This is a genomic window from Pseudomonas sp., from assembly GCF_030150285.1.
In the GTDB taxonomy this organism is placed as follows: Bacteria; Pseudomonadota; Gammaproteobacteria; order Pseudomonadales; family Pseudomonadaceae; genus Aquipseudomonas.
The window spans coordinates 1-24,155 of sequence record NZ_JASLGE010000056.1 but is presented as its reverse complement, the minus strand read 5'-3'; the positions used below and the strand labels follow the sequence as shown (position 1 = coordinate 24,155).

The 24,155-nt window shown below is 57.6% G+C and carries 29 protein-coding genes; 14 read left to right on the top strand and 15 right to left on the bottom strand.

Annotated elements, in window-relative coordinates; translation table 11 throughout:
* Positions 1-35 precede the first annotated feature (35 nt).
* The 5 genes from Q1W15_RS12860 to Q1W15_RS12840 form a co-directional block, all read right to left on the bottom strand.
* Entirely contained in the window at positions 36-2,114 is a 2,079-nt protein-coding gene (locus Q1W15_RS12860; RefSeq protein ID WP_300728917.1) for an LTA synthase family protein, read from the bottom strand.
* Positions 2,115-2,265: 151 nt separating this feature from the next.
* Positions 2,266-3,138, bottom strand: coding sequence for a polyamine aminopropyltransferase (gene speE / locus Q1W15_RS12855; RefSeq protein ID WP_300728914.1), 873 nt, complete (start codon positions 3,136-3,138; stop codon positions 2,266-2,268).
* A gap of 204 nt (positions 3,139-3,342) precedes the next feature.
* Positions 3,343-3,534 (bottom strand): PLD nuclease N-terminal domain-containing protein, encoded by a 192-nt coding sequence (locus tag Q1W15_RS12850; protein ID WP_300728911.1) that lies wholly within the window; start codon positions 3,532-3,534, stop codon positions 3,343-3,345.
* Positions 3,535-3,613: 79 nt separating this feature from the next.
* Entirely contained in the window at positions 3,614-4,144 is a 531-nt protein-coding gene (locus Q1W15_RS12845; protein WP_300728908.1) for a hypothetical protein, read from the bottom strand.
* A 69-nt stretch (positions 4,145-4,213) separates the two neighbouring features.
* Entirely contained in the window at positions 4,214-4,747 is a 534-nt protein-coding gene (locus Q1W15_RS12840) for an ankyrin repeat domain-containing protein (protein ID WP_300728905.1), read from the bottom strand.
* 321 nt (positions 4,748-5,068) lie between these two features.
* On the opposite strand from Q1W15_RS12840, the gene Q1W15_RS12835 reads away from it, so the two are divergent.
* The gene (locus Q1W15_RS12835; protein ID WP_300728902.1) at positions 5,069-5,347 is read left to right on the top strand and encodes a DUF3509 domain-containing protein; all 279 of its coding nucleotides are present in this window, start codon (positions 5,069-5,071) and stop codon (positions 5,345-5,347) included.
* A gap of 76 nt (positions 5,348-5,423) precedes the next feature.
* On the opposite strand, the gene mtnC is transcribed toward Q1W15_RS12835, so the two are convergent.
* The 5 genes from mtnC to aroC all read right to left on the bottom strand — a co-directional run bounded on the left by mtnC (position 5,424) and on the right by aroC (position 9,657).
* Entirely contained in the window at positions 5,424-6,107 is a 684-nt protein-coding gene (gene mtnC, locus Q1W15_RS12830) for an acireductone synthase (RefSeq protein WP_300728899.1), read from the bottom strand.
* Positions 6,108-6,116: 9 nt separating this feature from the next.
* Positions 6,117-6,662: an acireductone dioxygenase gene (locus Q1W15_RS12825; RefSeq protein WP_300728897.1), complete on the bottom strand. Its 546-nt coding sequence runs from the start codon at positions 6,660-6,662 to the stop codon at positions 6,117-6,119.
* A 103-nt stretch (positions 6,663-6,765) separates the two neighbouring features.
* Positions 6,766-7,386 carry a methylthioribulose 1-phosphate dehydratase gene (locus Q1W15_RS12820; protein ID WP_300728894.1) on the bottom strand — a complete coding sequence of 207 codons (621 nt, stop codon included), beginning with the start codon at positions 7,384-7,386 and terminating at the stop codon, positions 6,766-6,768.
* On the bottom strand, positions 7,362-8,531 hold the full coding sequence (locus tag Q1W15_RS12815) for an MFS transporter (RefSeq protein WP_300728891.1): 1,170 nt from the start codon (positions 8,529-8,531) through the stop codon (positions 7,362-7,364). Before Q1W15_RS12815 ends, Q1W15_RS12820 begins: the two co-directional genes overlap by 25 nt.
* Before the next feature lie 34 nt (positions 8,532-8,565).
* The gene (gene aroC / locus Q1W15_RS12810) at positions 8,566-9,657 is read right to left on the bottom strand and encodes a chorismate synthase (protein ID WP_300728888.1); all 1,092 of its coding nucleotides are present in this window, start codon (positions 9,655-9,657) and stop codon (positions 8,566-8,568) included.
* 142 nt (positions 9,658-9,799) lie between these two features.
* Between aroC and Q1W15_RS12805 the strand changes: the two genes are divergently transcribed.
* Both Q1W15_RS12805 and Q1W15_RS12800 read left to right on the top strand, forming a co-directional pair.
* A complete protein-coding gene (locus Q1W15_RS12805; protein ID WP_300728886.1) occupies positions 9,800-10,765 on the top strand; it encodes an alpha/beta fold hydrolase in 966 nt (321 codons plus the stop codon).
* A 97-nt stretch (positions 10,766-10,862) separates the two neighbouring features.
* Complete coding sequence (locus tag Q1W15_RS12800) at positions 10,863-11,654, top strand: hypothetical protein (protein WP_300728883.1); 792 nt, start codon at positions 10,863-10,865, stop codon at positions 11,652-11,654.
* A 30-nt stretch (positions 11,655-11,684) separates the two neighbouring features.
* On the opposite strand, the gene prmB is transcribed toward Q1W15_RS12800, so the two are convergent.
* Entirely contained in the window at positions 11,685-12,593 is a 909-nt protein-coding gene (gene prmB, locus Q1W15_RS12795; protein ID WP_300728880.1) for a 50S ribosomal protein L3 N(5)-glutamine methyltransferase, read from the bottom strand.
* Positions 12,594-12,865: 272 nt separating this feature from the next.
* Between prmB and Q1W15_RS12790 the strand changes: the two genes are divergently transcribed.
* From Q1W15_RS12790 to Q1W15_RS12780, 3 genes are all read left to right on the top strand, one after another.
* Positions 12,866-13,456: a cysteine hydrolase family protein gene (locus Q1W15_RS12790; protein WP_300728877.1), complete on the top strand. Its 591-nt coding sequence runs from the start codon at positions 12,866-12,868 to the stop codon at positions 13,454-13,456.
* Between the two features lie 149 nt (positions 13,457-13,605).
* Positions 13,606-13,926: a hypothetical protein gene (locus Q1W15_RS12785; RefSeq protein ID WP_300728874.1), complete on the top strand. Its 321-nt coding sequence runs from the start codon at positions 13,606-13,608 to the stop codon at positions 13,924-13,926.
* Positions 13,927-13,989: 63 nt separating this feature from the next.
* Positions 13,990-14,547 (top strand): Smr/MutS family protein, encoded by a 558-nt coding sequence (locus Q1W15_RS12780; RefSeq protein ID WP_300728871.1) that lies wholly within the window; start codon positions 13,990-13,992, stop codon positions 14,545-14,547.
* Positions 14,548-14,729: 182 nt separating this feature from the next.
* Here the strand turns inward: Q1W15_RS12780 and Q1W15_RS12775 are convergent, their stop codons facing one another.
* The gene (locus Q1W15_RS12775; RefSeq protein ID WP_300728868.1) at positions 14,730-15,524 is read right to left on the bottom strand and encodes a hypothetical protein; all 795 of its coding nucleotides are present in this window, start codon (positions 15,522-15,524) and stop codon (positions 14,730-14,732) included.
* Positions 15,525-16,173: 649 nt separating this feature from the next.
* Between Q1W15_RS12775 and folE the strand changes: the two genes are divergently transcribed.
* Both folE and Q1W15_RS12765 read left to right on the top strand, forming a co-directional pair.
* Positions 16,174-16,719, top strand: coding sequence for a GTP cyclohydrolase I FolE (gene folE, locus Q1W15_RS12770; protein ID WP_019826593.1), 546 nt, complete (start codon positions 16,174-16,176; stop codon positions 16,717-16,719).
* 99 nt (positions 16,720-16,818) lie between these two features.
* Positions 16,819-17,190 carry a glutathione S-transferase N-terminal domain-containing protein gene (locus Q1W15_RS12765; protein WP_300728861.1) on the top strand — a complete coding sequence of 124 codons (372 nt, stop codon included), beginning with the start codon at positions 16,819-16,821 and terminating at the stop codon, positions 17,188-17,190.
* 51 nt (positions 17,191-17,241) lie between these two features.
* On the opposite strand, the gene Q1W15_RS12760 is transcribed toward Q1W15_RS12765, so the two are convergent.
* Both Q1W15_RS12760 and Q1W15_RS12755 read right to left on the bottom strand, forming a co-directional pair.
* Positions 17,242-17,844, bottom strand: a complete 603-nt coding sequence (locus Q1W15_RS12760) for a glutathione S-transferase family protein (RefSeq protein WP_300728858.1) — start codon at positions 17,842-17,844, stop codon at positions 17,242-17,244.
* Between the two features lie 10 nt (positions 17,845-17,854).
* Complete coding sequence (locus tag Q1W15_RS12755; RefSeq protein ID WP_300728855.1) at positions 17,855-19,021, bottom strand: PLP-dependent aminotransferase family protein; 1,167 nt, start codon at positions 19,019-19,021, stop codon at positions 17,855-17,857.
* A gap of 82 nt (positions 19,022-19,103) precedes the next feature.
* On the opposite strand from Q1W15_RS12755, the gene Q1W15_RS12750 reads away from it, so the two are divergent.
* Positions 19,104-19,544, top strand: a complete 441-nt coding sequence (locus tag Q1W15_RS12750) for a MarR family transcriptional regulator (protein ID WP_300728852.1) — start codon at positions 19,104-19,106, stop codon at positions 19,542-19,544.
* A 98-nt stretch (positions 19,545-19,642) separates the two neighbouring features.
* On the top strand, positions 19,643-20,269 hold the full coding sequence (locus Q1W15_RS12745; RefSeq protein WP_300728849.1) for a LysE family translocator: 627 nt from the start codon (positions 19,643-19,645) through the stop codon (positions 20,267-20,269).
* 119 nt (positions 20,270-20,388) lie between these two features.
* Here the strand turns inward: Q1W15_RS12745 and uraH are convergent, their stop codons facing one another.
* Positions 20,389-20,742 carry a hydroxyisourate hydrolase gene (gene uraH / locus Q1W15_RS12740; RefSeq protein WP_300728846.1) on the bottom strand — a complete coding sequence of 118 codons (354 nt, stop codon included), beginning with the start codon at positions 20,740-20,742 and terminating at the stop codon, positions 20,389-20,391.
* 371 nt (positions 20,743-21,113) lie between these two features.
* Here uraH and puuE point away from each other — a divergent pair, with 371 nt between their 5' ends.
* The 4 genes from puuE to Q1W15_RS12720 all read left to right on the top strand — a co-directional run.
* Positions 21,114-22,043, top strand: a complete 930-nt coding sequence (gene puuE, locus Q1W15_RS12735; RefSeq protein ID WP_300728843.1) for an allantoinase PuuE — start codon at positions 21,114-21,116, stop codon at positions 22,041-22,043.
* Positions 22,040-22,555: a 2-oxo-4-hydroxy-4-carboxy-5-ureidoimidazoline decarboxylase gene (gene uraD, locus Q1W15_RS12730; RefSeq protein ID WP_300728840.1), complete on the top strand. Its 516-nt coding sequence runs from the start codon at positions 22,040-22,042 to the stop codon at positions 22,553-22,555. Before puuE ends, uraD begins: the two co-directional genes overlap by 4 nt.
* 61 nt (positions 22,556-22,616) lie before the next feature.
* Positions 22,617-23,612, top strand: coding sequence for an allantoicase (gene alc, locus Q1W15_RS12725; RefSeq protein WP_300728837.1), 996 nt, complete (start codon positions 22,617-22,619; stop codon positions 23,610-23,612).
* 86 nt (positions 23,613-23,698) lie between these two features.
* The coding region (locus tag Q1W15_RS12720; protein ID WP_300728834.1) for an ureidoglycolate lyase at positions 23,699-24,155 on the top strand (457 nt) is incomplete at its 3' end.

Sequence of the window (24,155 nt, the reverse complement as noted above, 5' to 3'; positions counted from 1 at the left end):
CGCCAATAACAGGAGCTTTCTCTACCTATAAAGCGTTACTTGGGATCTTCAACGCCCGCCGTATTGTCCAACAGACTTTTGGTGGCGGTCTGCAAGAACGATTCAAGCTTGCGCTTAAGCTCGGCGTCCTCTGCTGAGTCGGTCACCACTTTAGCCTGCGGATCAGCGCCCAACGAGTATTGCCAGACTTTCGCTGGCATGTCTTTTGGCTGTACCAACAGATGATCGCCGCTGATAATCGCCACGGTTTGATCACTGCCCGAAGGCTTGATTACACCGCTGCCCTTGTCACCTTCAGGCAAGGTCAACAGGTCACGGCCCCAGCATTGCTGACGGAACTCGCCGCCGAGGCGGCCCATGATGGTTGGCACGATGTCCACCTGCGTACCCACAATGTCACTGCGCGGGCCAAATTTTTCCTGGATGCCCGGGCCTATCAACAGCAAAGGCACGTTGAAACGGCCCAGGTCCATCTCGGAAATCTGCTGTTCGTTGCCAAAACCGTGGTCACCGACCACCACAAACAGGGTTTCCTTGAAGTAAGGTTCTTTACGCGCTTTTTCGAAGAACTGGCCCAAAGCCCAGTCGGAGTAACGCATCGCGGTCAAATGCTCATTGAGCGAACCACGGTCGGTCACAGGTTCAACCGGCAACGGTGTCGGCAAGGCGTACGGCGTGTGGTTGGACAGTGTTTGCAGCAAGGCATAGAACGGCTCTTTGCCTTCACGCTTTTTCAACTCTTCCAGACCGCGGCTGAACATGTCCTGGTCGGACACGCCCCACGTAGGGTCGGAGAAGACGGGGTTAATGAAGTCATTACGACCCACGAAAGTGGTCATGCCCTGGTTGCTGAAGAAACCCGACTGGTTATCCCAGGCAAAGTCACCGTTATAGACATAGACGTCATCAAACTGACGCGCACTCAGCAGTTCCGGCAGGCCAGAGAGCTTGTGGCTACCCTCAGGCGTTTGCATCAGGTACTCGAAGCCCGGTAGGTTCGGGAAGCACGCCATCGTAGCGAACATGCCCTGGTGGGTATGAGTACCGTTGGAGAAGAAACGCTCAAACAACAAACCTTCTTTTGCCAGGTTGTCAAAGTACGGCGTGATATTGCCAGGGCGACCCAGGGCACCTACCGAGTGACCGGCAAAGCTTTCCATCAGAATCACAACAACATTCTTGATCGGCAGCGTTTTCTCCGCAGGCGGCGTAGTATCACGACGCACAGCAGCCGTGTCCGGATCGACCAACGCATCGTTTTCGGTCAGCAACATATCGCGAACCGTCTGCTGAGCCACAGGTTGCTCCAGCGTTGCTTTCCAGATATTGGAGCGCTCGTCTGAGAAGCGGCTTTTCGCGGCAGCAATCAACGACAGCGACCCATTCAGGCCCAACTGGTTAGCGAAGTTGGAATCTGTCGTGTAGGCATCACCCCAACGCAATGGAGGCCCCTGACGCAAGGTGCCACGCGCGGCCACCACACACACCAGCAGCAACACGACAAACACCACCGCACGGCCATACCAGGGCGCAACTGACGGTGCAGCGTTCACGGTCGACCCGCTCACGCGCGAGCGGGTTACGCGATCAGCACCCCGGAACGCAACGTACAGCACCAGCGTGCCCACGGCCCACGCCAACAGATAGCGCACCACCGGGAAGCCATACCAGAGCATGCTCATCACGGTTTTCGGGTCTTCCTTCACATATTGGAAAACCAGACCGTTCAGGCGCTGGTGGAACTCACGGTAGAAGTCCATTTCCATCAAGCCCAAAAACAGCGCCAGGCTGGAAGCGGCAGTCAACCAGAAGCGCATCACACCACGCAGGGCCATTGCCTTGGCGCTGAGCAGCGCCAATAGCAACGGGATGCTGAGGTACACCACAATCCGCAAGTCAAAACGCAGACCGTTGGCAAAGGCCTCAAGGAACGTCGAAGCCGGCGTATCGAGGATCATTTCCCGGTTATAAGCCAGCAATGCCACCCGTAGCAGGGTGAACATCACCATCATGATCAAGGCACATAGCAGCGTAAATGCCAGATGAGATTTGACGGTCGGTTGCAACACACGCATGCCAGCGTGCTGTTGTCTTGGTGCGTCCGGGTTTGCCATGTCGTTTTAGGACCCATTGGTTCAAGTTGAAAAAGGGTGAGGCTGAAATTTTACGAGTGAATTGTCTTTAATGGACCGTGAAAATTCCGTAGAGAGCATATCCTGAAACACAAGAAAGGGCCTTTCGGCCCTTTCTTGTTGTGACTCAATGTTAATCGTTGCTTGGCTTGTTCACTGCCTGCAACACATATTGCGGTAAGGCAAAAGCGCCGATGTGAACTTCGGGGTTGTAATAACGCGTCACGATACCGCTGCCCGCAAAGCGTTGACGCAGGGTCTCGAGTGGCAATTTGCGGTAGGCGGTGTTAGTCGAACCCCAGGCAAACGTCATTGCACCGCCGATGTAGGTAGGCACCGCTGCCTGATAAAAGTGCCAGTCTGCAAACAGGCTACGCATGCGCCCTGCTGTGGTCTGCACTTCTTTCAACTGCATGAACGGCGTACCGTTTTGCGTCACCAACACACCGCCTTCGTTCAGGCAACGATGGCAAGCCTGATAGAAATTCTCGGAGAACAGCACTTCCCCAGGCCCGATCGGGTCAGTGGAGTCGGAAATGATCACGTCGAATTTTTCTTCAGTGGTCGCCACAAAGCGCATGCCGTCATCGATAACCAGGTTCAGGCGCGGGTCGTCATAGGCTCCTTTGGAGTGGTTAGGCAGAAATTCCTTGCACATGTCCACCACGGTGCCATCGATCTCAACCATGGTGATGTGCTCAATGCCACGGTGCTTGGTCACTTCACGCAACATGCCACCATCGCCGCCGCCAATGATCAAGACGCGCTTAACCGTGCCGTGGGCCAGGATCGGCACGTGGGTGAGCATCTCGTGGTAAATGAACTCATCGGCTTCGGTGGTCTGGATGACGCCGTCCAGCGCCATAACCCGGCCCATCACCGGGTTTTCGAAAATCACCAGGTGCTGATGTTCGGTGCGCACTTCGTGCAGCAACTTGTCCATGCGAAAGCGCTGGCCATAGCCTTCGTAAAGAGTTTCGAGGTAGTCAGATTGAGTCGCTGTCATGGGTAGTCCCTTGAATGCTGGTGGCAACGGACGGTCACCCGCCCATGATCGACAGCCAAACGGCACACCGCTGTATCGCGGTCACACGTTCAACTGCCCAAGAAAGGCGCGCATTCTACGTTGAGGAGCATGACAGGTCGAACCTTGACGCGGACAAACTCAACGGGCAGCCACCCTTTTCGCGTCGCTGCCCGCCAGTCAGGCCTAAATACGCACGTTACCGCGCGGCCCGGCAATGGCCCAAATAATCAAGCCCAATACCGGCAGGAAGATAATTAGCAGCACCCAGAGAATTTTCATCCCGGTTTCAGCATTGCTTTTCAGCACGTTGATAATGGCCCAGATATCCAGAGCCAAAATGATAAGACCAATCAGACCGTTAAAGGCAGACCCCATGATGTCGCTCCTGCGTGTGTGCATGTTCACTTAGGATAGCCAGCGGCAGCGAGGGTTCCGTTATTTATTCACGGGGTGTTTAAACGTGCACCGCAACCTTCAAGGCCTCCAGCGACGGCTCGGCCGCGATGCCCACTTCAGCACACAGTTCCAGCACACGGGGCACATCGTTGCCGTACACCAGCACCACTTGCAGTTCGTCATCCAGCGGTTGGCTCAGGTTAACCAGCACATAGCCACCGTTCTCCGGGGCCATGCTGCCCATCTGGATCTGGATACGATTGAGCGCCGTCAGCGCCTCGGTTTTGGCCAGCTGTTTGGGCTTGATGTTGAAAGCCACCTGCGGCCCGAACGAGGCCACGATGTGTGCGAACAGCTCCATGTAGGTGTCGGCCTGGAATAAAACCGTCTCAGGCAAACTGCCAATCACGACCCACTCACCCAGTGGGATAGGGAAGGTATCGTCGTAATTGATATCTGGATTAGCCGTCAGAAACGCCTCGGGATCGGCATAAGCCTGGGCCGCTTCATCGGCCACCGAGGCAATTTCGCCTTCGCTCATGCACCCAGAGCTGATTTTACTAATGAGTTCAACAAGGGTGGTTTTCATGGGCTAGGCCTGTCGCAAGAAAAATGAGGGCGCGCAGGATATATCAATTACGGCCCTCAAGGGCACCGATCAACCCGCCAACGGTTCGAGCAGCGCCACCGCGTCCAACGCACCCATGGTCTTCGCCGCGTCCAGGGCCGAGATGCCGTTGGCGTCTTTAGCCTTGGGGTCGGCCCCCTGACTGATCAGGTAGTCAATGATCGGCAAACGATTGAACATTGCCGCCATCATCAGCGCTGTACGCCCGTCGAACGAAGCCCCTTCAACCTGTGCGCCGCCCTCGACCAGTGCCTTGACCACCACCAGATCGCCCTTGAACGCAGCGCCGGCAATCGGGCTTTGACCGTTGGCATTGCGAATTTCAGGGTCGGCCTGGTGCTCCAGCAACACTTTCACGGCCTCCACATGGCCGTGGTAGCTGGCCAGCATCAGCAAGGTGTCCCCCTTGTGATTACGCAGGTTGGGCGGCAGCCCTTTGCTCAGCAGGGCTGCCAACATGGCGGCATCCCCGTCGCGTGCCTTGTTGAAGACTTGTTCGGCAAAGTCGCCAGCCTCTTCAGGGGTCATCTGCCGTCCTGGTGCTGCGGGAGTATTGTCTGACATGTGAGATTCCATGTTCGCTGCAAAAGAACACAGTGTCCTGAGACGCGCAAAGCCTGTCATCCCTTTTTTGCGCAAGGCATCGATAGCCAAAATTTATCGACAGCTCAAAAATCCAAAAGATTCATACATCAACCAAAAGCCCCTCATTTGAGTGGGCAAAATGCAGGATGCACGATGGCCACTCATGCAAAATGCACGAAGCCTTCATCTTACATAAAACTTAACCCGTTGTTTTATATGGAATTTTTAAAAAAATGAGGCTGGCACACTCCCTGCAACTACCTCTTCATGCACGCCTATTGAGCTGATGGAGATAAAGACATGAGTCTAATTCAAGAAAAATTCACCTCCCTGTTCACTCATCACACCGTTACCGTCAAAACCCGCCCGGATGGCGGCGTATTGCTCACCTTGCGTGATAGCGATGGCAAGCAGACCCAGCGTTCTATTTCTTACACACAACTGCGCACGGCCGAACAACTGACGTGGGTCATCAGCGCAATCCGCCGGGACTTGGCGGACAATGCCAGTGAATTGCCGACCATCTCACTGCTGCAAAGCCAGAATCGCTTTGCCCTGCCGACTTACAAAAATGCCTGACCGCGCGAACGCCTAAGTCCGCACAGCAAAAAGCCAGCATTCGCTGGCTTTTTTGTGCGTCTTCATCGCGCGCGGGTTAGGGGTGTGCAGGGTCGATGTCCGCAAAGCTGCTCACGGTCACGTGCCCTTTCAACTCACCGCCTTCACGCGCCAGGCCGCAGGTGAGCATCCCTGCCGCCCGAGCGGCATCCAACTCCTCGACGATGTCTGACAAAAACAACACCTCACCGCCAGCACAGCCGATCGAACGGGCAATGTGCTGGTAAGACTGCGCTTCACGCTTGGGGCCGCTGGTGGTATCGAAATAGCCTTTTAACAAGGGCATCAGGTCGCCCGCTTCCGAACAGCCAAAAATCAGTTGCTGGGCCTGAACAGAGCCGGATGAATAGACATAGAGCGCGTAGCCTTGCTCGTGCCACGCCTTGAGGGCCTGAACCGCATCCGGGTACACGTGCCCCTTGAGTTCTCCCGCTTCATAGCCCTGCTTCCAGACCATGCCCTGCAAGGCCTTGAGCGGCGTGGCTTTGCGGTCTTCGGCAAGCCACTGCAACAGAATCTCGATCACCCGCTCAACCGTGGCTTGAGGTTCGCCACTGTCCCGGCGCACCGCCTCTAGCTGCACCTTCACCTCGTCGTCAGCGGCATGCTGACGCACGAAGTCGGGCAAATGACGTTTCGCGTAGGGAAACAGCACATCAAACACAAAGCTGACTGCGCTGGTGGTGCCCTCAATATCCGTGAGGATGGCTTTGATCGGCATGCGGACTCCTTAGTCTTCGAGGCGCGGGAAACGGTTGGCGATGTCTTCACCGGTGAAATTGGCCAGCCAGCCGTCAGGATTATTGAACATCCGGATCGCTACAAAGTGCGGGTGTTCGCCCATATCAAACCAGTGGGGGGTTCCAGCCGGTACGGAGATCAGGTCGTTTTTTTCGCAAAGCACTGCATACACGTAGTCATCGATATGCAACGTAAACAACCCGCGCCCCGCGACGAAAAAACGCACTTCATCTTCGCCATGACGATGCTCATCAAGGAACTTGGCGCGCAATTCGGCTTTTTGCGGGTGGTCGCTGTTAAGGCTGATGACATCGACGGTGACGTAGCCACCTTCAGCCATCAATCGATCAATCTGCTGGCGGTAGGCGCTGATGACTTCATCCTGGGTAGCACCCGGCTGGATCGGCGCGGCGGCTTGCCAGCGTTCAAAGCGCACGCCTTGCTCGGCCAGGGTGGCGGCGATGTCATCCAGGTGGGTCAGCACCTTGTTCGGCAATTCAGGGCTTGAGACGTGGTAAACGGACAGGCTGCTCATGGGACAGGGTTCCTCGGCTTCGGTACGCGCTTTCGGCTTTTACAGGCCGTTCAGGCACACCGTTCAAATCAGGCAGGTGAGCTTCTTCGCAGTGAAGTCAGCGTTAACGGTTAAGCACGGCACGGGTTTTCAGTTCGCATTCAAACAGAAATTCAAAGGCTTCGATCTGGCGCAAGGCATCGCTCATGCGCGGCCCCCAGGTGTACAGGCCGTGACCGCGAATCAGGTAGCCCACGCACTCGGGGTGGGCGTCAAGCCAGGGCTGGACCTTGGCCGCGAGCCGGGTGATGTCCTGGTCATTGTCGAAAATCGGCACGCGCACTGTGGATTCATGGGTGGAAATGCCACTGAAGGCTTTCTGCAATTCGTAGTCTTCAAACTCAAGGCTGTCACCCGGCGTCAGCCGTGACAGCACGGTGGCATTGACCGAGTGGGTATGCAGCACGGCACCAATACCCGAGTGCCAGTTGTAAAGCTGGGTGTGCAACAAGGTTTCAGCGGACGGTTTCTTGCCGGGTTCAAGGCTATTGCCGGACAAGTCGGTGGCCAGCACATCATCCGGGCCGAGCTGGCCTTTGTGCTTGCCCGACACGGTCAACAGTGCTTCGGTGGCCGACAAGCGAGCCGAATAGTTGCTGCTGGTGGCCGGCGACCAGCCACGGCCATATAAAAAGCGCCCGGCTTCAATGATTTCCAGGCTCAAGTGTTCACGGGTAAGGCGCATGCCCTGTCCTCTTGCAGTCGAGTTGCGATGATAACGGCTGCAGCCAGCGCTGCGACACTGGCCATACTAAAGGTGATAGTCGGGCCCAGCGTGTTCCAGCTGTAACCGGCGAACAGCGCGCCGCCGGCACCGCCAACACCGGCCAACGTGGCATACAGGGCCTGGCCCTGCCCTTGCTGACCCGGGCCAAAGCTGCGCTGCACAAAAGCCATTGCACAGGCGTGGAAGCTGCCGAACGTGGCGGCGTGCAGCACTTGGGCCAGCAGCAACACCCACAAAAACTCTGCGAACGAGCCCAGTAACAACCAGCGCACTGCCGCCAGCAAAAAACTGATCATTAGGACGCGACGCACCGAAAAGCGCAGCAAAATGCGGCGCATGGCCATAAACATCAGCACTTCTGCCACCACTCCCAATGCCCACAGAAGCCCGATGACGCCACGGCTGTAGTCCAGGTCTTCAAGGTGCAGCGTCAAAAAGGTGTTGTACGGCCCGTGACTCAGTTGCATCAGTGCCACACAGCCATAAAAGGCCAGAACCCCAGGGCTGCGCAGTTGCGTTAGAAACCCGCCGGCCAATAATTTACGCCCTTCGCTGGAGGGTTGCGCATTGGGCACCCACAAGCTGCACAGCACAATACCCGCCATGATGACCACCAGCGCCACCGGGTAAATGTCCAGGCTCAACCATTCAAACAGGCGGCCCAGAATGACCACCGCGAGGATAAAGCCCACCGACCCCCACAGGCGTATCTGGCTGTAACGCTCAGGTTGACGGTGTAAATGGGCAAAGGTGATGACTTCAAACTGGGGCAACACGGCATGCCAGAAGAACGCATGCAGCGCCATGACCAGCGCCAGCCAGGCATAGCTCTGGCTGTAGAAAATCAGCGAAAAACTGAGCAGTGTAAACAGCGCCCCCAGGCGCACAATCAACAGGCGCTGCCCCGTGTGATCCCCCAACCAGCCCCACAAATTGGGGGCCACGCAGCGCATCAGCATTGGGATAGCCACCAGTTCGCCGATGCGTGCGCTGGAAAACCCCAGGTGGTGGAAGTACAACGCCAGAAACGGCGCTGTCGCCCCCAGCAAGGCGAAATAGAACAGGTAGAAACCCGATAATCGCCAGTAAGGAAGTGTCGCCACCGTCGTCAGACCGTGGCGCTCAACGGCCCCTGCATTACAGCTGGCCCAACACAGGTGTATTCACACGTACATCGGCATTTTGCCCGCGATGGCGCAGCAAGTGATCCATCAGCACGATGGCCATCATGGCTTCGGCAATCGGCGTGGCACGAATGCCCACGCACGGGTCGTGGCGGCCTTTGGTGATGACGTCCACCGGGTTGCCGTTGGTATCAATCGAGCGACCGGGCGTGGTGATGCTCGACGTCGGCTTGAGGGCCAGGTGCGCCACAATCGGCTGGCCGGACGAAATACCGCCCAAAATGCCGCCCGCGTTGTTGCTGAGGAAACCTTCGGGGGTCAGTTCATCGCGGTGCTCGGTGCCACGCTGGGCCACACTGGCAAAGCCCGCCCCAATTTCGATGCCTTTGACCGCGTTGATGCTCATCAGCGCATGGGCCAGTTCGGCGTCCAGACGGTCGAAAATCGGCTCGCCCAAGCCTGGAATCACACCCTCGGCAACCACGGTGATTTTGGCACCCACTGAGTCCTGATCGCGGCGCAGTTGATCCATGTAGGCCTCAAGCTCAGGCACTTTGTCTGGGTCAGGGCTGAAAAATGCGTTGTCCTCAACCGAATCCCACGTCTTGAACGCAATTTCGATCGGGCCCAACTGGCTCATGTAGCCACGAATGACAATGCCCTGGGTTGCCAGGTACTTTTTCGCAATGGCTCCCGCAGCCACCCGCATGGCGGTTTCGCGGGCCGAACTGCGCCCGCCGCCACGGTAATCGCGCTCACCGTATTTGTGGTGGTAGGTGTAGTCGGCATGGGCCGGGCGGAACAGGTCCTTGATGGCCGAGTAGTCCTTGGACTTCTGGTCGGTATTGCGAATCAGCAAACCAATAGCGCAACCGGTGGTGCGGCCTTCAAATACGCCGGAGAGGATTTCGACTTCATCGGCTTCCTGGCGCTGTGTGGTGTGGCGGCTGGTGCCGGGCTTGCGGCGATCGAGGTCGCGCTGCAAGTCGTCCAGGGACAGCTCAAGCCCGGGCGGGCAGCCATCGACAATGGCGACCAACGCCGGACCATGGCTTTCGCCAGCGGTGGTGACAGTGAACAGCTTGCCGTAGGTATTGCCGGACATGCAGGGCGCTCCGCAAAAATCAGCCGATAAAACTCAGCGTGGATAACTAAGCCCGCCAGTATACGCAGGCTGCCCCTGTAGTTCATCCTCGAACCTTCTTCATTCGGGCGGGTCTTACAGGCACTCAGAGCAATATGGCGAAATGATGCTAAGGATACTAGTGATAATGGCGACCCTGTTCTGCGGCCTGGCCCACGCCGCGGCCCCCAGCGTGCTGCTGCGCCCCATTGAGCTGAATACGCCGACGGGCACGCTGTATGGCTCACTCGTGCTGCCAAAAAGCGCCACGCCGGTGCCCGTCGTGCTGCTGATCGCGGGCTCCGGCCCCACCGACCGCAACGGCAACAACACCATAGGCGGGCGCAACGATAGCTTGCGCAAATTGGCCCAACTCCTGGCGCAGCACAACATTGCCAGTGTGCGCTTTGATAAACGCGGCATTGCCCAAAGCGAACCCGCCGGGCCTGACGAACGCACCCTCACCCTTGAACAGTACGTGCAAGACACCGTGGGCTGGGGCAAGCAACTCAAGTCCGACCCGCGCTTTGGCCCGCTGTTTTTGCTGGGCCACAGTGAAGGTGCGCTGATCGCCACCCTCGCCGCGCCGCAGGTCGACACGGCAGGCGTGATTTCCATTGCCGGCACCGCACGCCCCATCGGCCAACTGTTGCGCGAGCAACTGCAGCGCAATCATTTGCCGCCTGCCTTGCTGGAGCGCAGCAATCAATTGATCAGCACGCTGGAAGCCGGCCGCACCGACGATAACGTGCCCGAAGCGCTGCACGTCATCTTCCGCCCCAGCGTCCAGCCTTACCTGATCAGCTTATTGCACTACAACCCGGCGCGGGCATTCGGGGCACTGAAAATGCCCGCGCTGATCATTCAGGGCACTCACGACATCCAGGTCGACGTCGACGATGCGCGCCTGCTCAAGGCCGCCAAGCCCGATGCCGAATTGACCTTGATCGACGGCATGAACCACGTGATGCGCATTGTGCCCATGGACATGAAGCTGCAGGTTCAGTCCTACAACGACCCCTATCAACGCCTTGCCAGCGAACTGGGTACGCGAATTGTGCAATTCATCACGAAAGTGAGTGCTTCCTGAAGCGTTAGCCCTCCAGTACCGCGCATAACGGCCGATAACCCCTTGTCAGCCGTCTTTGCGCTGCTGGCACCTCGGGCTTTCACAGGACTTTGCCGTTATGAGCGACACCCCTTCTCACACGACCGCATCTGAAGCGCCGGTTTCGCCCGAGGCGCAACCCTTGCCGTGGGCAGACGTTCAGCCCGAACACTTTAGCCTGCTGCGCCTTGCCCCTTTGCAGACCGACCGCAGCACCGGCGCACGGCCTTTGCGCTTCGTGCAGTTCGAGTACGCCGAACGCACCGACAAGGATGTGAGCCTGCTGCGCCTGAAGATTTCACTGCCCGGCCAACACGTGCGCAAGGAGCAAAATCAGCTCGACATATGGCTCGACCATGCCACCCGACGCGTCAGCATCAGCCCTGAGCGCGGGTTACAGGTTGAGCCCGTGAATCGCGGCCTGGGGAGGTTTGTGATGGCTCAGGGCATTCAATGGCTGCAACAGAAAGGCTCGCGCTATTCCTTTGACAGCATTGAGTTGCCCACCCGGGACGCCTTGAACGAAGACACTCGCCAGCGCCGCGATCACAGCCTGCGCACGCAAGGGTTTGATGTGGTGTATGAAGATGCGCAGCAGCGCAAGGCGCGCATCGACACCGTCCAGATCAGCGAGCTGTATGGCGCCTGGAACACGGAGAAAGTGCAAGTGGTCAGCACCCTTGACGCCGCACAGATGCTCCAGCAGGCAGAACAGAACCTGCTGGAACAGGAAGTCCGACTGCGCGAGAAGGAAGACCGTATCAGCCGCTTTCAGCGCGAGGATATCGGCCTTCGTTTCACCATCACCTGCCTCGTGGCCTTTGCCGTGTTTCAGGCCGCGCTGCTGATCTGGATAGCGACACACCGGTAAGCCCGCCGGGCACCGGGTGCGCTAGCCGTTTTAAACGCGTGACGCAAACAGCGCCTGATGGTCACGGCATTGTTCGGCGGTCAACATAAACACCCCGTGCCCGCCGCGCTCGAACTTCAGCCAGGCGAAGTCCACTTCAGGGTACAGCGACTCAACGTGCACCAGACTGTTGCCCACCTCAACAATCAGCAAGCCCTTTTCGGTCAGGTGGTCGGCAGCTTCAGCGAGCATGCGCCGCACCAGGTTCAAGCCGTCATCGCCGCAGGCCAGGCCCAGTTCCGGCTCATGCTGATATTCAGCGGGCATGTCGGCAAAATCTTCAGCATCCACATACGGTGGGTTTGAAACGATCAAATCGAAGCGCTGGCCCGGCAACCCGTCAAACCCGTCCCCCTGGACCGTGTACACACGTTCATCGACGCCATGGCGCTCAATGTTCTGGTTCGCCACTTCCAGCGCCTCAAATGACAGGTCCGCCAACACCACTTCCGCATTCTGAAATTCATAGGCGCAGGCAATACCGATACAACCCGAGCCGGTACACAAATCAAGAATGCGCGCAGGTTCAGCACCCAGCCACGGCTCGAAGCGGTTTTCGATGAGCTCACCAATGGGCGAACGCGGAATCAACACACGCTCATCAACGATAAACGACAGGCCGCAGAACCACGCCTCACCCAGCAGGTAAGCCGTGGGCACGCGCTCTTCAATGCGCCGTTTCAGCAAATGTTGCAGGTTAACCAACTCATCGTCTTCAAGGCGGCAGTCAAGGTAACTGTCAGCTATTTCCCACGGCAGGTTCAACGCACCCAACACCAGTTGGCGAGCTTCATCCCAGGCGTTGTCGGTACCGTGACCGAAAAACAGCTCTTCCCCATGAAAATGACTGACAGCCCAGCGAATATGGTCGCGCAGTGTGCGCAGACGGGAAGTGATCAACGGTCTTACTCCTCAAAATCGACCTGAGATTCTAACAGCCAAACCCCGGCGCGGCTAAAGTTGTGCCCGACGGTAATCGCGCGCGCCGTTTAAGCGGCACCGCCCCCCTCAGAAACATCCGAAAACCCTCCACTTTGTACTTTTTGGGCTTTTACCGCGCTGGCTTGACATCGCTGTAGCCCAACAACCACGCTGCTTACACGACTAGCCATTCACATAAACGCTCCGCCAGTGGAGAATGTCTCAAAAGCCCCACACAAAGGAGCCCCCGAATGTCCGCTTTAAAGACGATGTTTCAACTCACTGGGCGTGGTTACGCAGCCGCAAATCTGAGCAATGCCAGCCTGCTGATCATCGATGCACAAAAGGAATACCTGAGCGGGCCTCTGGCCTTGTCCGGCATGGACGAGGCCACGGCCAATATCGCTCACCTGCTCGAAGCGGCCCGCAAGGCCAAGCGCCCTGTGGTGCATGTCCGCCACTTGGGTACCGTTGGCGGCATGTTCGACCCGCACGGCGAGCGCGGTGAATTCATCAAGGGGCTGGAGCCTCAAGGTGATGAATTGATTATCGAAAAACGCATGCCCAACGCGTTCAACGACACCGGCTTGCAAAAAACTCTGGAAAAGCTCGGCACGCTGGATGTGATCGTCTGCGGCTTTATGAGCCATTCCAGCATCAGCACCACCGTGCGCGCCGCCAAGGACTACGGTTTCCGCTGCACGCTGGTGGAAGATGCCTGCGCAACCCGCGACCTGCCGACGCGCAACGGCATCATCCCTGCCGCCGACGTGCAGAGAACTGAAATGGCGATCATGAATGACAACTTCGCCACCCTGGCACTGACTCAAGATCTGATTTGATCGGTCACAGCCTGTGAATAGGCGGCAGCCCTGAGCCGCCTATTGATAAACATCCTTCCTGCAGTGTGAAATCCCCATTTCAGTGCACCCGAGGAACAACTCTTACATGTTCCTGTCGAAAGGCCGATAGCCTAGAAGGAAAGATCGGAATGAAGATCGCCGATGGTTTTGATGCGCGACGCCTGCGTCCCAAAACCCCGAGCAACTGGCGTTCGCGCCTGATACTGACACTGGCTGCCCTGCTGACACTGCTTGGCATGCTGTTACTGCTGGCGAGCATCACCAGCCTGCTGGGGCACCCGGTTGCCCCAAGCGAACTCGACACCAGCCCGACGGGCGCTGGTGTCACCGCTGTGTTCGGGCTGCTGGTCGGCTGGCTGGGCATCTGGCTATGGCGTCGTCGCCGGCGTCACATGCGCCAGCCGCTGGGGCTGAACATGGCTCCACATCTGATGAAAAAGCGCGACTAAGGCACTTCGACAGCACGCGGGTCGTCAACTTGGGTAAACTGGCAGCCCTTCGCGGAGGCTGACATGCAAGACGACGACTTTTCCTTGTTCAAAAATGAAACCCGCGGTGTCAAACCGATCAAGCATGATCGGGCTGACACCGGCAAGCCCAAGGCCGACCGCGCACAACTGGCCAAACTACGCCAGAACGCCATTGTGCGGACCGATGCCACCATCATCGACGGCCTGTCTGATCAGTTCGTCATTGATGTCGGCCCCGAGGATCAACTGCACTGGGCCCGCGACGGCGTGCAGGAAAGCCAGATGCGCAAGCTCAAGCTTGGCCAGATCAGCTTCGAAGGCAGCCTTGATTTACACGGTATGACGGTCGAAAAGGCCCGCGAAACGCTCTGGGAGTTTCTCAACGAAGCCACCCGCCTGGAAGTGCGTTGCGTGCGCGTTACCCACGGCAAGGCTGTGCGCCTGGACGGTAAGCGCCCCATGATCAAAAGCCACGTCAACACCTGGCTGCGCCAACACGCGCAGGTACTGGGCTTTTGCTCCTGCCAGGCCAAACATGGGGGGGCCGGTGCCCTGTATGTCATGCTCAAACGCACCATGATGGAAGGCCGCGACGAGTAATGGGGCCACCACCCTCTTGCGGCAAAACCTAAACAACCTGTAGGTACGCGCTTGCTCGTGACCCGTTGCTCTATAAAAGATCACGCGCCATCGAGCGTCGACCGTCTGCTCCCGAGTCGAACGCCTATCAAACGTTCAAAGTGGCACGTCGTAAAGCCGCAACCTCAAGTGGCCGCCTTGCTCTACGGCAGCAGTAACCCACCTTGCTCTAGAGTCGATATCAGCGCTTTCAAGTTGGCAGGGGTCACTTGTATAAGGCCTTTGCCCGGCACATCGATTTCCGCGATCATAAACAAGGCCAATGCTGTAAACACGGGCATTATACAAACCAGCGTATTCCCGCCCAACTTGCCCCGGGCATTGTAACCAATCAGAAAATTGGCACAGACCGCGGAAAGAATAAGCAGCGCCCACGCCACGCTGGGAATTTGATGCCGCCAGCTGGACATCGTTTTTTGCTGTGCAACATACAGCTCGCTGCTGGCGTTCAATACGGTCACCACCACCGGGTTCGGGTTTTCTTTGGCAATCCTGCTAATTAAACTCCACATATAAGACTGCTTCTTGATGGATTCCATCCGAAGCTCGGCACGCTCTTCGTCATCTTCCGTGGCGAAGAAAGCGATGCGTAACTTCAAGTATTCCTGCAGCATTTTCTCAGCTTGGTCGTGCTGGCTCTCAGTGAGCAAGGTCGTGCGCTGGAAGGCGCTACCGATGGCAATCGCTTCATTTTCTTCAGCCGCAACACGAGAGTTCAACCCGCTTATTGCAAACGAAAGGATAAAACCCACCAATAAACCAAACATGGACAATATACAGCCCAGTACAATTTTCAGCTCATCGTCAAAGTCAGCGTTACGATTAAATTTACCCCCCCATGCCATCTTTCCGGCAAAGGCTGATACGCATAGAATCAGCAACATCGTGACCAACAAGAACCAGGAATAGATATCAATAGAGTGCAGGATCGAGGGCATTTTTTTAATTTTAATAGGGAGTGGGATTTAAAAATCCTTATAGCACGCGCCCAACTGCATTCGCATGTTTTTTACCAGGCAGTTTTGTTTAACGCTCAATAACGCCTGACCCTCAACCTGGCAGCCTAAAAAACGCAACACGCCCTCGATCGACCTGAACGTTATTAAACCGCCAGCGGTCTGCAGGCCAGGCCTATAAGGTCAAGCGCGCAGCCCCCACCCAGCGAGCATGTTGAAGGGGCGCTAACTCGCTGCCGCTATCATGAAGACTCAACACATCCACGGTACGACGTCTCAACCCGCGTCAGCTTATGCCTTCCAATCAAGTAGGATTTGTGCGTACATTCCGCAGGCAAGCGTAACCAACAGGCGCACCTTGAAAGCAGGAGCAAAACTGCAGATCCGGGCACTCAGGCCATACAACTGCAGGCATACCTACGCTACCATGTGCCCTATGGCAGGCATGAACCCTGCGTTTATGGCCAATCGGCTGAGTCTCTGTGTGCAGACGGGCTATCAACGCCTGCCCAGCGACTCAACGCCAGCACACGCTGGAACGAGCTCGGGAAACTCGACAGCAGCCTGATTGGTTAAATATTGGTACGACCCGATGAGGTGCCACTCTGAAACTCGCATGGAAAACAGCCCTGTGACATTGGAACAAAATTACACCGCCATCCTCGGTCAGCTTGGCGAAGACGTCTCCCGTGAAGGCCTGCTGGACACACCCAAACGTGCCGCCAAGGCCATGCAGTACCTGTGCCGCGGCTATGAGCAGACCCTCGAAGAAGTCACCAACGGTGCCCTGTTCAGCTCTGATAACAGCGAAATGGTGCTGGTCAAGGACATCGAGCTTTACTCGCTGTGCGAACACCACCTGTTGCCGTTTATCGGCAAGGCTCACGTGGCTTACATTCCGAGCGGCAAAGTGTTGGGCTTGTCGAAAGTCGCACGCATTGTCGATATGTACGCCCGACGCTTGCAGATCCAGGAAAACCTGAGCCGTCAGATTGCCGACGCGGTGATGCAAGTCACCGGCGCGCTAGGCGTGGCCGTGGTGATCGAAGCCAAACACATGTGCATGATGATGCGCGGCGTCGAGAAGCAAAATTCGTCGATGATCACCTCGGTGATGCTGGGCGAGTTCCGTGAAAACGCTGCCACGCGCAGCGAGTTTCTCAGCCTGATCAAATAACTCAGGCAACCGGAAAACCGGCGTTTGGCGCCGGTTTTTTTCTGCCTGGCGATTTCAGGTAAGCTTCTTCTCTTATTTCCTGCCCATGAGGCTTTTACTGTGTTTATCAAAGCGCTTCGCGTCGGCCTGGGCCAGTTGATCATCGCTGGCGATTTTCTGACCCGCCCCGGCAAAAAGCAGCGTACGGCTGCCGCTCAGGCTCAGGTTGATCTTGCCGCCAAAGGCCTGACCCTGTACCAGTTCCACGCCTGCCCGTTCTGCGTGAAAACCCGCCGCACCCTGCGCCGCCTGAATGTGCCAGTGGCCCTGCGTGATGCCAAGCACAACGAGCAAGACCGCCAGACACTGCTGGAGCAAGGAGGCAAGATCAAGGTGCCCTGCCTGCGGATCGAAGAAGACGGCAAAACCACCTGGATGTATGAGTCCAAGGCCATCATCGATTACCTGAACCAGCGGTTCGCGACGGTATGACCCGACCACAAAAAACCGGCTCTTGGCCGGTTTTTAGTGGATGAGATGAACTCAGCCCAGCATGCTGACATGCCGAGGGTGGCTGGCCACCCGCTGCAACCAGGCCTGAATGGCCGGGTAAGCGCTCAAATCAAACCCGCCCTGGTGCGCCACATGGGTGTAAGCGTAGAGCGTTACATCCGCAATGGAGTAACGGTCACCCACCAGATACGGCGTGCGTTCAAGCTGCTGCTCCATTACATCCAACGCCTTGTACCCGCGTTTCTGTAACGCGCGGTACTCCTCACGTCGCGCTTCGGGCAACCCCAGGTAAAACTCGATAAACCGCGCGACCGCAATGTACGGCTCATGGCTGTACTGCTCGAAAAACTGCCATTGCAGCACTTGCGTGCGCAAGCGCGGCTCAGTAGGCAGAAATTCGCTGGCATCGGCCAAGTAGTTGAGAATCGCATTGGACTCCCACAAACACGTGCCGTCATCGAGCTCCAGCACAGGCACTTTGCCGTTCGGGTTTTTTGCCAGAAACTGCGCGGTGGCAGTTTCTCCGTTCAGAATGTTCACCGGTTGCCACTGATACTCAAGGCCCAGCAAATGCAGCATCAACTTGACCTTGTAACAGTTGCCCGAGTTGTAATCGCCGTAAACCTTGAGCATCGCAACTCCCTTAAGCCACCTGGGCAGCCTGTGCCTGGCGAATAACAGTTGCCAGTCGCTTCAACCCTTCGTGCAAACGCGCAGGGTCAATGTGACTGAAGTTCAGGCGCAGGCTGCCAACGTTTTCGTCCGGGTTGGCGAAGAACGGTTCGCCCGGCATAAACGCAACGTTCTGTTCCAGCGCCGGCTTGAGCAACGTGCGGGTGTCGAAGGGCTGCTTGAGGGTCAGCCAGAAGAACAGCCCGCCCTGTGGCACATGCCAGTCGGCCAGGTCCGAGAAGTGTTCTTCCAGCGCCAACTGGAAACTGTCACGGCGTACACGATAGAAATCACGCAACTCGGCCAGGTGACTGTCCATTTTCTCGGTGCCGATCCACTGCAAGGCTTGCCATTGGCCGATACGGTTGGTGTGCAAGTCCGCCGATTGCTTAAGGCGCAGCAAATGCGGGAACAGGTCTGGGCTGGCAATCAGGAAACCCACGCGCAGACCCGGCAGCAGGGTTTTCGACACGGTACCGGTGTAGATCCAGCTGGCCTTTTTCAGGCGACTGACGATCGGCGTAGCGCTGCCGCCGTCAAAGTTCAGTTCACGGTACGGCTCGTCTTCGATCAAGGTCACCCCGAACTCGTCCAGCAGCGCGGCAACGGCGTCACGCTTGGCTTCGCTGTAGCGCACGGCTGAAGGGTTCTGGAAAGTCGGGATCAGGTAGATAAACGCAGGCGAATGCTTTTGCAGCTCAACACGCAGGGCCGCCAGGTCCGGGCCGTCGGCCTGCAGCGGGAAGGTCAGGCATTGCGCACCGAACAGTTGGAAAATTTGCAGGGCCGCCAGGTAAGTCGGGGCTTCGAGCATGATCTCGGTGCCCTTGTCGATGTACAGCTTGGCGGCCAGGTCGAGGGCTTGTTGCGAACCGCTGAGGACCATCACCTGGCTGGCTTCGCAATTCACACCCAATTTGCGCGCTTCGGCGGCCAGCACTTCACGCAGCGCCGGCTCGCCTTCGCTCATGCCGTATTGGCCCATCGAAGCGGGCATGTCGGTCCAGTCGACCTTGGGGAGCATTTCTTCCGCCGGCAGACCGCCTGCAAAGGACATGACTTCCGGACATTGGGCCGCAGCCAGAATTTCGCGAATCAAAGAGCTTTTCAGGCGGGAAACACGTTCGGAGAAGGCCATACAGATCACCGGTAGCGGAAGTAATTGGAAATAAGTCAAACTGATTGACCGAAATTACGCCGCGAAGCCTAGATACGTCAATATGCTTGACCTTAAAAATCCGACCACTCAGCGTGCCGCCATGGAAGCCTTCTTCTTTGGCTATCAAGCATTTACCGCCAAGGCGGACGAAATGCTGGCCCGTCGCGGGTTGAGCCGGGTTCACCAGCGCATCGTTTTTTTTATCGCCCATCACCCCGGCGTCAGCGTCAAAGAACTGCTGACCCTGCTGGGGGTCAGCAAGCAAGCCCTCAACACACCGTTGCGCCAACTGATTGAAATGAACCTGGTGCGCAGCGTGGCCCCCGAAACCGACAAACGTAAACGCCTGCTGGAACTGACCACAGAAGGTGTGCGCTTTGAGAAAAACTTGCGTCGCGAGCAGGTCAAATTGCTGCAGCGGGTGTTTGCCCAAGCGGGTGAAGACGCCGTGAATGGTTGGCTGACGATCAACACCGCACTGGGACAAAGCCGCTGGCCCTGACGGGGAATAATTGAAAACAATACTTGCTTTATTTGTATACAAACGCATAAATCAGCTTACCCAGCAATTGCGCTGGGCGTTTGTACATGGAGGGCAAAATGAGTCTGGAAACCTGGCTGCTGTTCAGCAGCGCGGCATTGGTGGTCATCCTGATCCCGGGGCCACTGTCTTTATTGATGATCAGCAACAGCTTGAATTACGGCCTGCGCCGTTCATATCCGGCTTTTGTGGGAGGCGTGTCGGCCTCGATTTGCCTGCTCAGCGCGTCGGCCCTGGGCCTGGGCGCGCTGCTGTTAGCGTCGGAGCAACTGTTCAGCGCCCTGAAAATCGTTGGCGCGCTGTACCTGTTTTACTTGGCCTGGCAAAGCTGGAAGCAGTCACGCCAACCCGCCACCGCCACGGCCGTGCCTGAAGCCGCGCCTGCTCCGCGCTTTAGTGCACTGTTTGGGCGGGCGTTTGTGCTGGGCGCGAGCAACCCCAAAGACATTCTGTTCTTTGCCGCCTTTCTGCCGCAGTTCCTGAACCCGCAACAGCCCTTTCTGGCGCAGTTGCTGGTGATGATTGCGACGTGGACCGTGCTCGACCTGCTCTGCAAACTGGCCTATGGCCTGGGAGCCCACGGCGCTGCGGGTTACTTGCGCAGCGGCAAGGGCCAGAGCTGGTTCAACCGTATCAGCGCCGGGCTGTTCGGCATGGCTGGCACGGCGTCACTGCTGAGCCGCTGACTCACACAACCCTCTGCATCTGTAGGCGCGAACCTGGTTGCGCCTGCAGATGACCGTTTCAAGCGAAAAAAAGCCCGCAGTGTGAGCGGGCAAAAACCACATGCGCAGCTCGATAACACTTAACTCCCGCGATAGGTCGAGTAACTGTACGGCGAGATCAACAGCGGTACGTGGTAATGATCTTGCGCAGCACTGATGCCAAAACGCAGTACCACCACATCCAGAAAGGCCGGTTCCGGCAGTTGCACACCCCGTGCCCGGTAGTAGTCACCGGCACTGAACTGCACCTGATACACCCCATTACGGTAATCATCCCCTTGCAACAGCGGCGCGTCGCACCGGCCGTCACTGTTGGTCAGTGCCGTGGCCACCTTCGTCAATTGCGCACCTTCAACGCGAAACACCTCGACCTTGATTGAGCTGCCAGGGCAACCGTGTGCGGCATCCAGCACGTGCGTAGTCAAACGTCCCATAGATTTTTCGACCTCCCAATCCAGTGAATGAGTACTGCCGGCACGCGTTGAAGCGCACTCAGTGAGCCGGCGATGCAGGATTAAGACACTTACAGAAGAAATTGTACACAATTAATATTCGCTTTCAGCGGCCGCCTTCAACCAAAAATACCAGTCTCCGATCGCGCTGAAACAGCCATGCTATAAAGACTTGCCATTCACAAGCTGACCACTCAGACAGCTTTTATAAAACCCCTCCTTTAGAACAACAAAAACGAGAAATGTGAAAAATAAGGGTTACAAAGAAATTATTAAGTTGTATACAATCAGTCGACGCATTGATGCCAGGCCTCGCCAGGCGACTGCCAACACCCACAAAAAGGAAGCCTGTAGTGAGCGCCGACTACCCACGCGACTTGATTGGTTACGGTCCGAACCCTCCCCATCCGCACTGGCCGGGCAACGCCCGCATCGCGCTGTCTTTCGTGCTCAATTACGAAGAGGGTGGCGAGCGCAACCTGCTTCACGGCGACCTGGAATCGGAAGCGTTCCTCTCTGAAATGGTGACCGCGCAGCCGCTGCAGGGGGCGCGCAACATGAGCATGGAATCGCTGTACGAATACGGCAGCCGTGCAGGCGTATGGCGAATTCTTAACCTGTTCAAAGAGGCCGACGTGCCGCTCACGGTGTTTGCCGTGGCGATGGCCGCACAGCGCCACCCCGAGGTGATCCGCGCCATGGTCACCGCCGGCCACGAGATTTGTAGCCACGGCTACCGCTGGATTGACTACCAGTACATGGATGAATCACTGGAGCGCGAGCACATGCTCGAAGCCATCCGCATCCTCACTGAACTGACCGGTGAGCGCCCGCTGGGCTGGTACACCGGCCGCACCGGCCCCAATACCCGGCGGCTGGTGATGGAGGAAGGCGGTTTTTTGTATGACAGCGATACCTACGACGATGACCTGCCCTACTGGGAGCCGAACACGCCCGCCGGCAAGCCGCACCTGGTGATTCCGTACACCCTGGACACCAACGACATGCGCTTTACCCAAGCGCAGGGCTTCAACACAGGCGAACAGTTTTTTCAGTACCTCAAGGACGCATTCGATGTGCTGTACGCCGAGGGCGCTGAGTCGCCGAAAATGCTATCGATCGGCCTGCATTGCCGCCTCATTGGCCGCCCTGCGCGTCTCGCAGCGCTCCAGCGTTTTGTGGCATACGCCCAACGCCATGAACACGTGTGGTTCGCCCGTCGTGTCGACATCGCCCGCCACTGGCACGCCACCCACCCTTTTGCTGCCGAGACTGCCCAATGAGCGCCTTCAAGACCCTCAAGCCTTCGACCCTCAGCCGTGAAGGGTTTGTCGAAGCCTTTGCCGACATTTACGAACACTCGCCCTGGGTCGCCGAACAGGCTTATGACCTGGGCCTGGACGCCAGCGTCGACCACATCGAAAGCCTGCACCAGCGCATGAGTGACATTTTGCTGAGCGCCGATCCGGCCCGCCAATTGGCCCTGATCAACGCTCACCCGGACCTGGCAGGCAAAGCCGCCATCCAGGGCCAACTCACCGAAGCCAGCACCCATGAGCAAGCGGGGGCTGGTATTCACCAGTGCACGGAAGAAGAGTTCCAACGCTTCACCGAGCTGAACGATGCCTACAAAGCCACGTTCAAGTTCCCCTTCATCATGGCGGTAAAAGGCAGCGACCGGCACCAGATCCTCGCCGCGTTCGAGGCGCGCATTCATAACCCGGCCGACGCCGAGTTCAGGTGCGCGCTGGCAGAAATCAACAAGATCGCCCTGTTCCGATTACGCCAGCTCTAAGCCGACCCGGCACAGGCCGGTCACGCATCCCCAGCCACTCACCCAAAGGCAGACAAGAAGAATGAAAGCGCAACCCATACCTTTCGAGAAGTTCGTCAACTTGGCCGACGCCCGTCTGGGCACCAAGATCATCTCGGTAACCGATGACTGGTTCGCCGATGCCAACCGTCTGTTCCAGCCAGCCCCGGCCGTATGGAAGGAGGGCGTTTTCGATGATAACGGCAAGTGGATGGACGGCTGGGAGTCGCGCCGCAAACGCTTTGAAGGCTATGACAGTGCCGTCATCCGCCTCGGCGTTGCGGGCACGATCAAAGGTGTAGACATCGACACCTCGTTCTTCACCGGCAACTTCCCGCCGTCGGCCTCGCTGCAAGCCTGCTTCCTGGCCGAGGGTGAACCCACCGAACACACCCAGTGGGTTGAAGTGCTATCGGCTGTGGAGTTGCAAGGCAACAGCCATCACTACCACGCGATCCAGAACGATCAAGCCTTCAGTCACCTGCGCTTCAACATCTACCCGGACGGCGGCGTTGCCCGCCTTCGCGTCTATGGCGTGCCGTTCCGCGACTGGTCTGCGGTGGGCGACAACGAACAGATCGACCTCGCAGCAGCCCTTAACGGCGGTCGCGCGCTGGCCTGCTCCGACGAGCACTTTGGCCGCATGAGCAACATCCTCAACCCAGGCCGCGGCCTGAATATGGGCGACGGCTGGGAGACTGCACGGCGCCGCACCCCCGGCAATGACTGGGTCATCGTGGCGCTGGGGCATGCGGGCGAAGTCGAGAAAATCATCGTCGACACGCTGCACTTCAAAGGCAACTACCCGGACAGTTGCTCTATCCAGGGGGCGTTTGTAAAAGGCGGCACCGACAACCAGATCGAAACCCAGAGCCTGTTTTGGCGCGAACTGTTGCCGAGCCAGAAGATGGACATGCACGCCGAGCACACCTACAGCGAACAGCTCAACACCCTGGGGCCCATTACCCATATTCGCCTCAACCTGTTCCCCGACGGTGGGGTGAGCCGCCTGCGCGTACTGGGCAAAGTCGCTAGATAAAAGGTCGCGAGCAAGCTCGCGCCTAGCCCGCTTGCTCGCGATACCGATAGAAGCAACACCACAGACACCCGAATAAGAAGACCACCATGCGCACATTGACGATTGAACCGCTGACCAAGGAAGCCTTCGCCCCATTCGGTGATGTCATTGAAACCGACGGCAGCGACCATTTCATGATCAACAACGGTTCTACTCGGCGCTTTCACCGCCTGGCCGACGTCGAAACGGCCAGGCCGGACGATAAGGCAATCATCAGCATTTTCCGCGCCGACGCGCAGGACATGCCGTTCACAGTGTGCATGCTGGAGCGCCATCCGCTGGGCAGCCAAGCGTTTATACCGCTGCTCGGCCACCCCTTTCTGATCGTGGTCGCGCCCCTTGGCGACGCACCTGTATCAGGCCTGGTCCGTGCCTTTGTCAGTAATGGCAGGCAGGGCATTAATTACCATCGCGGCGTCTGGCACCACCCGGTGCTGACGATCGAAAAGCGGGATGACTTCCTGGTGGTTGATCGCAGTGGCACTGGCAATAACTGCGATGAGC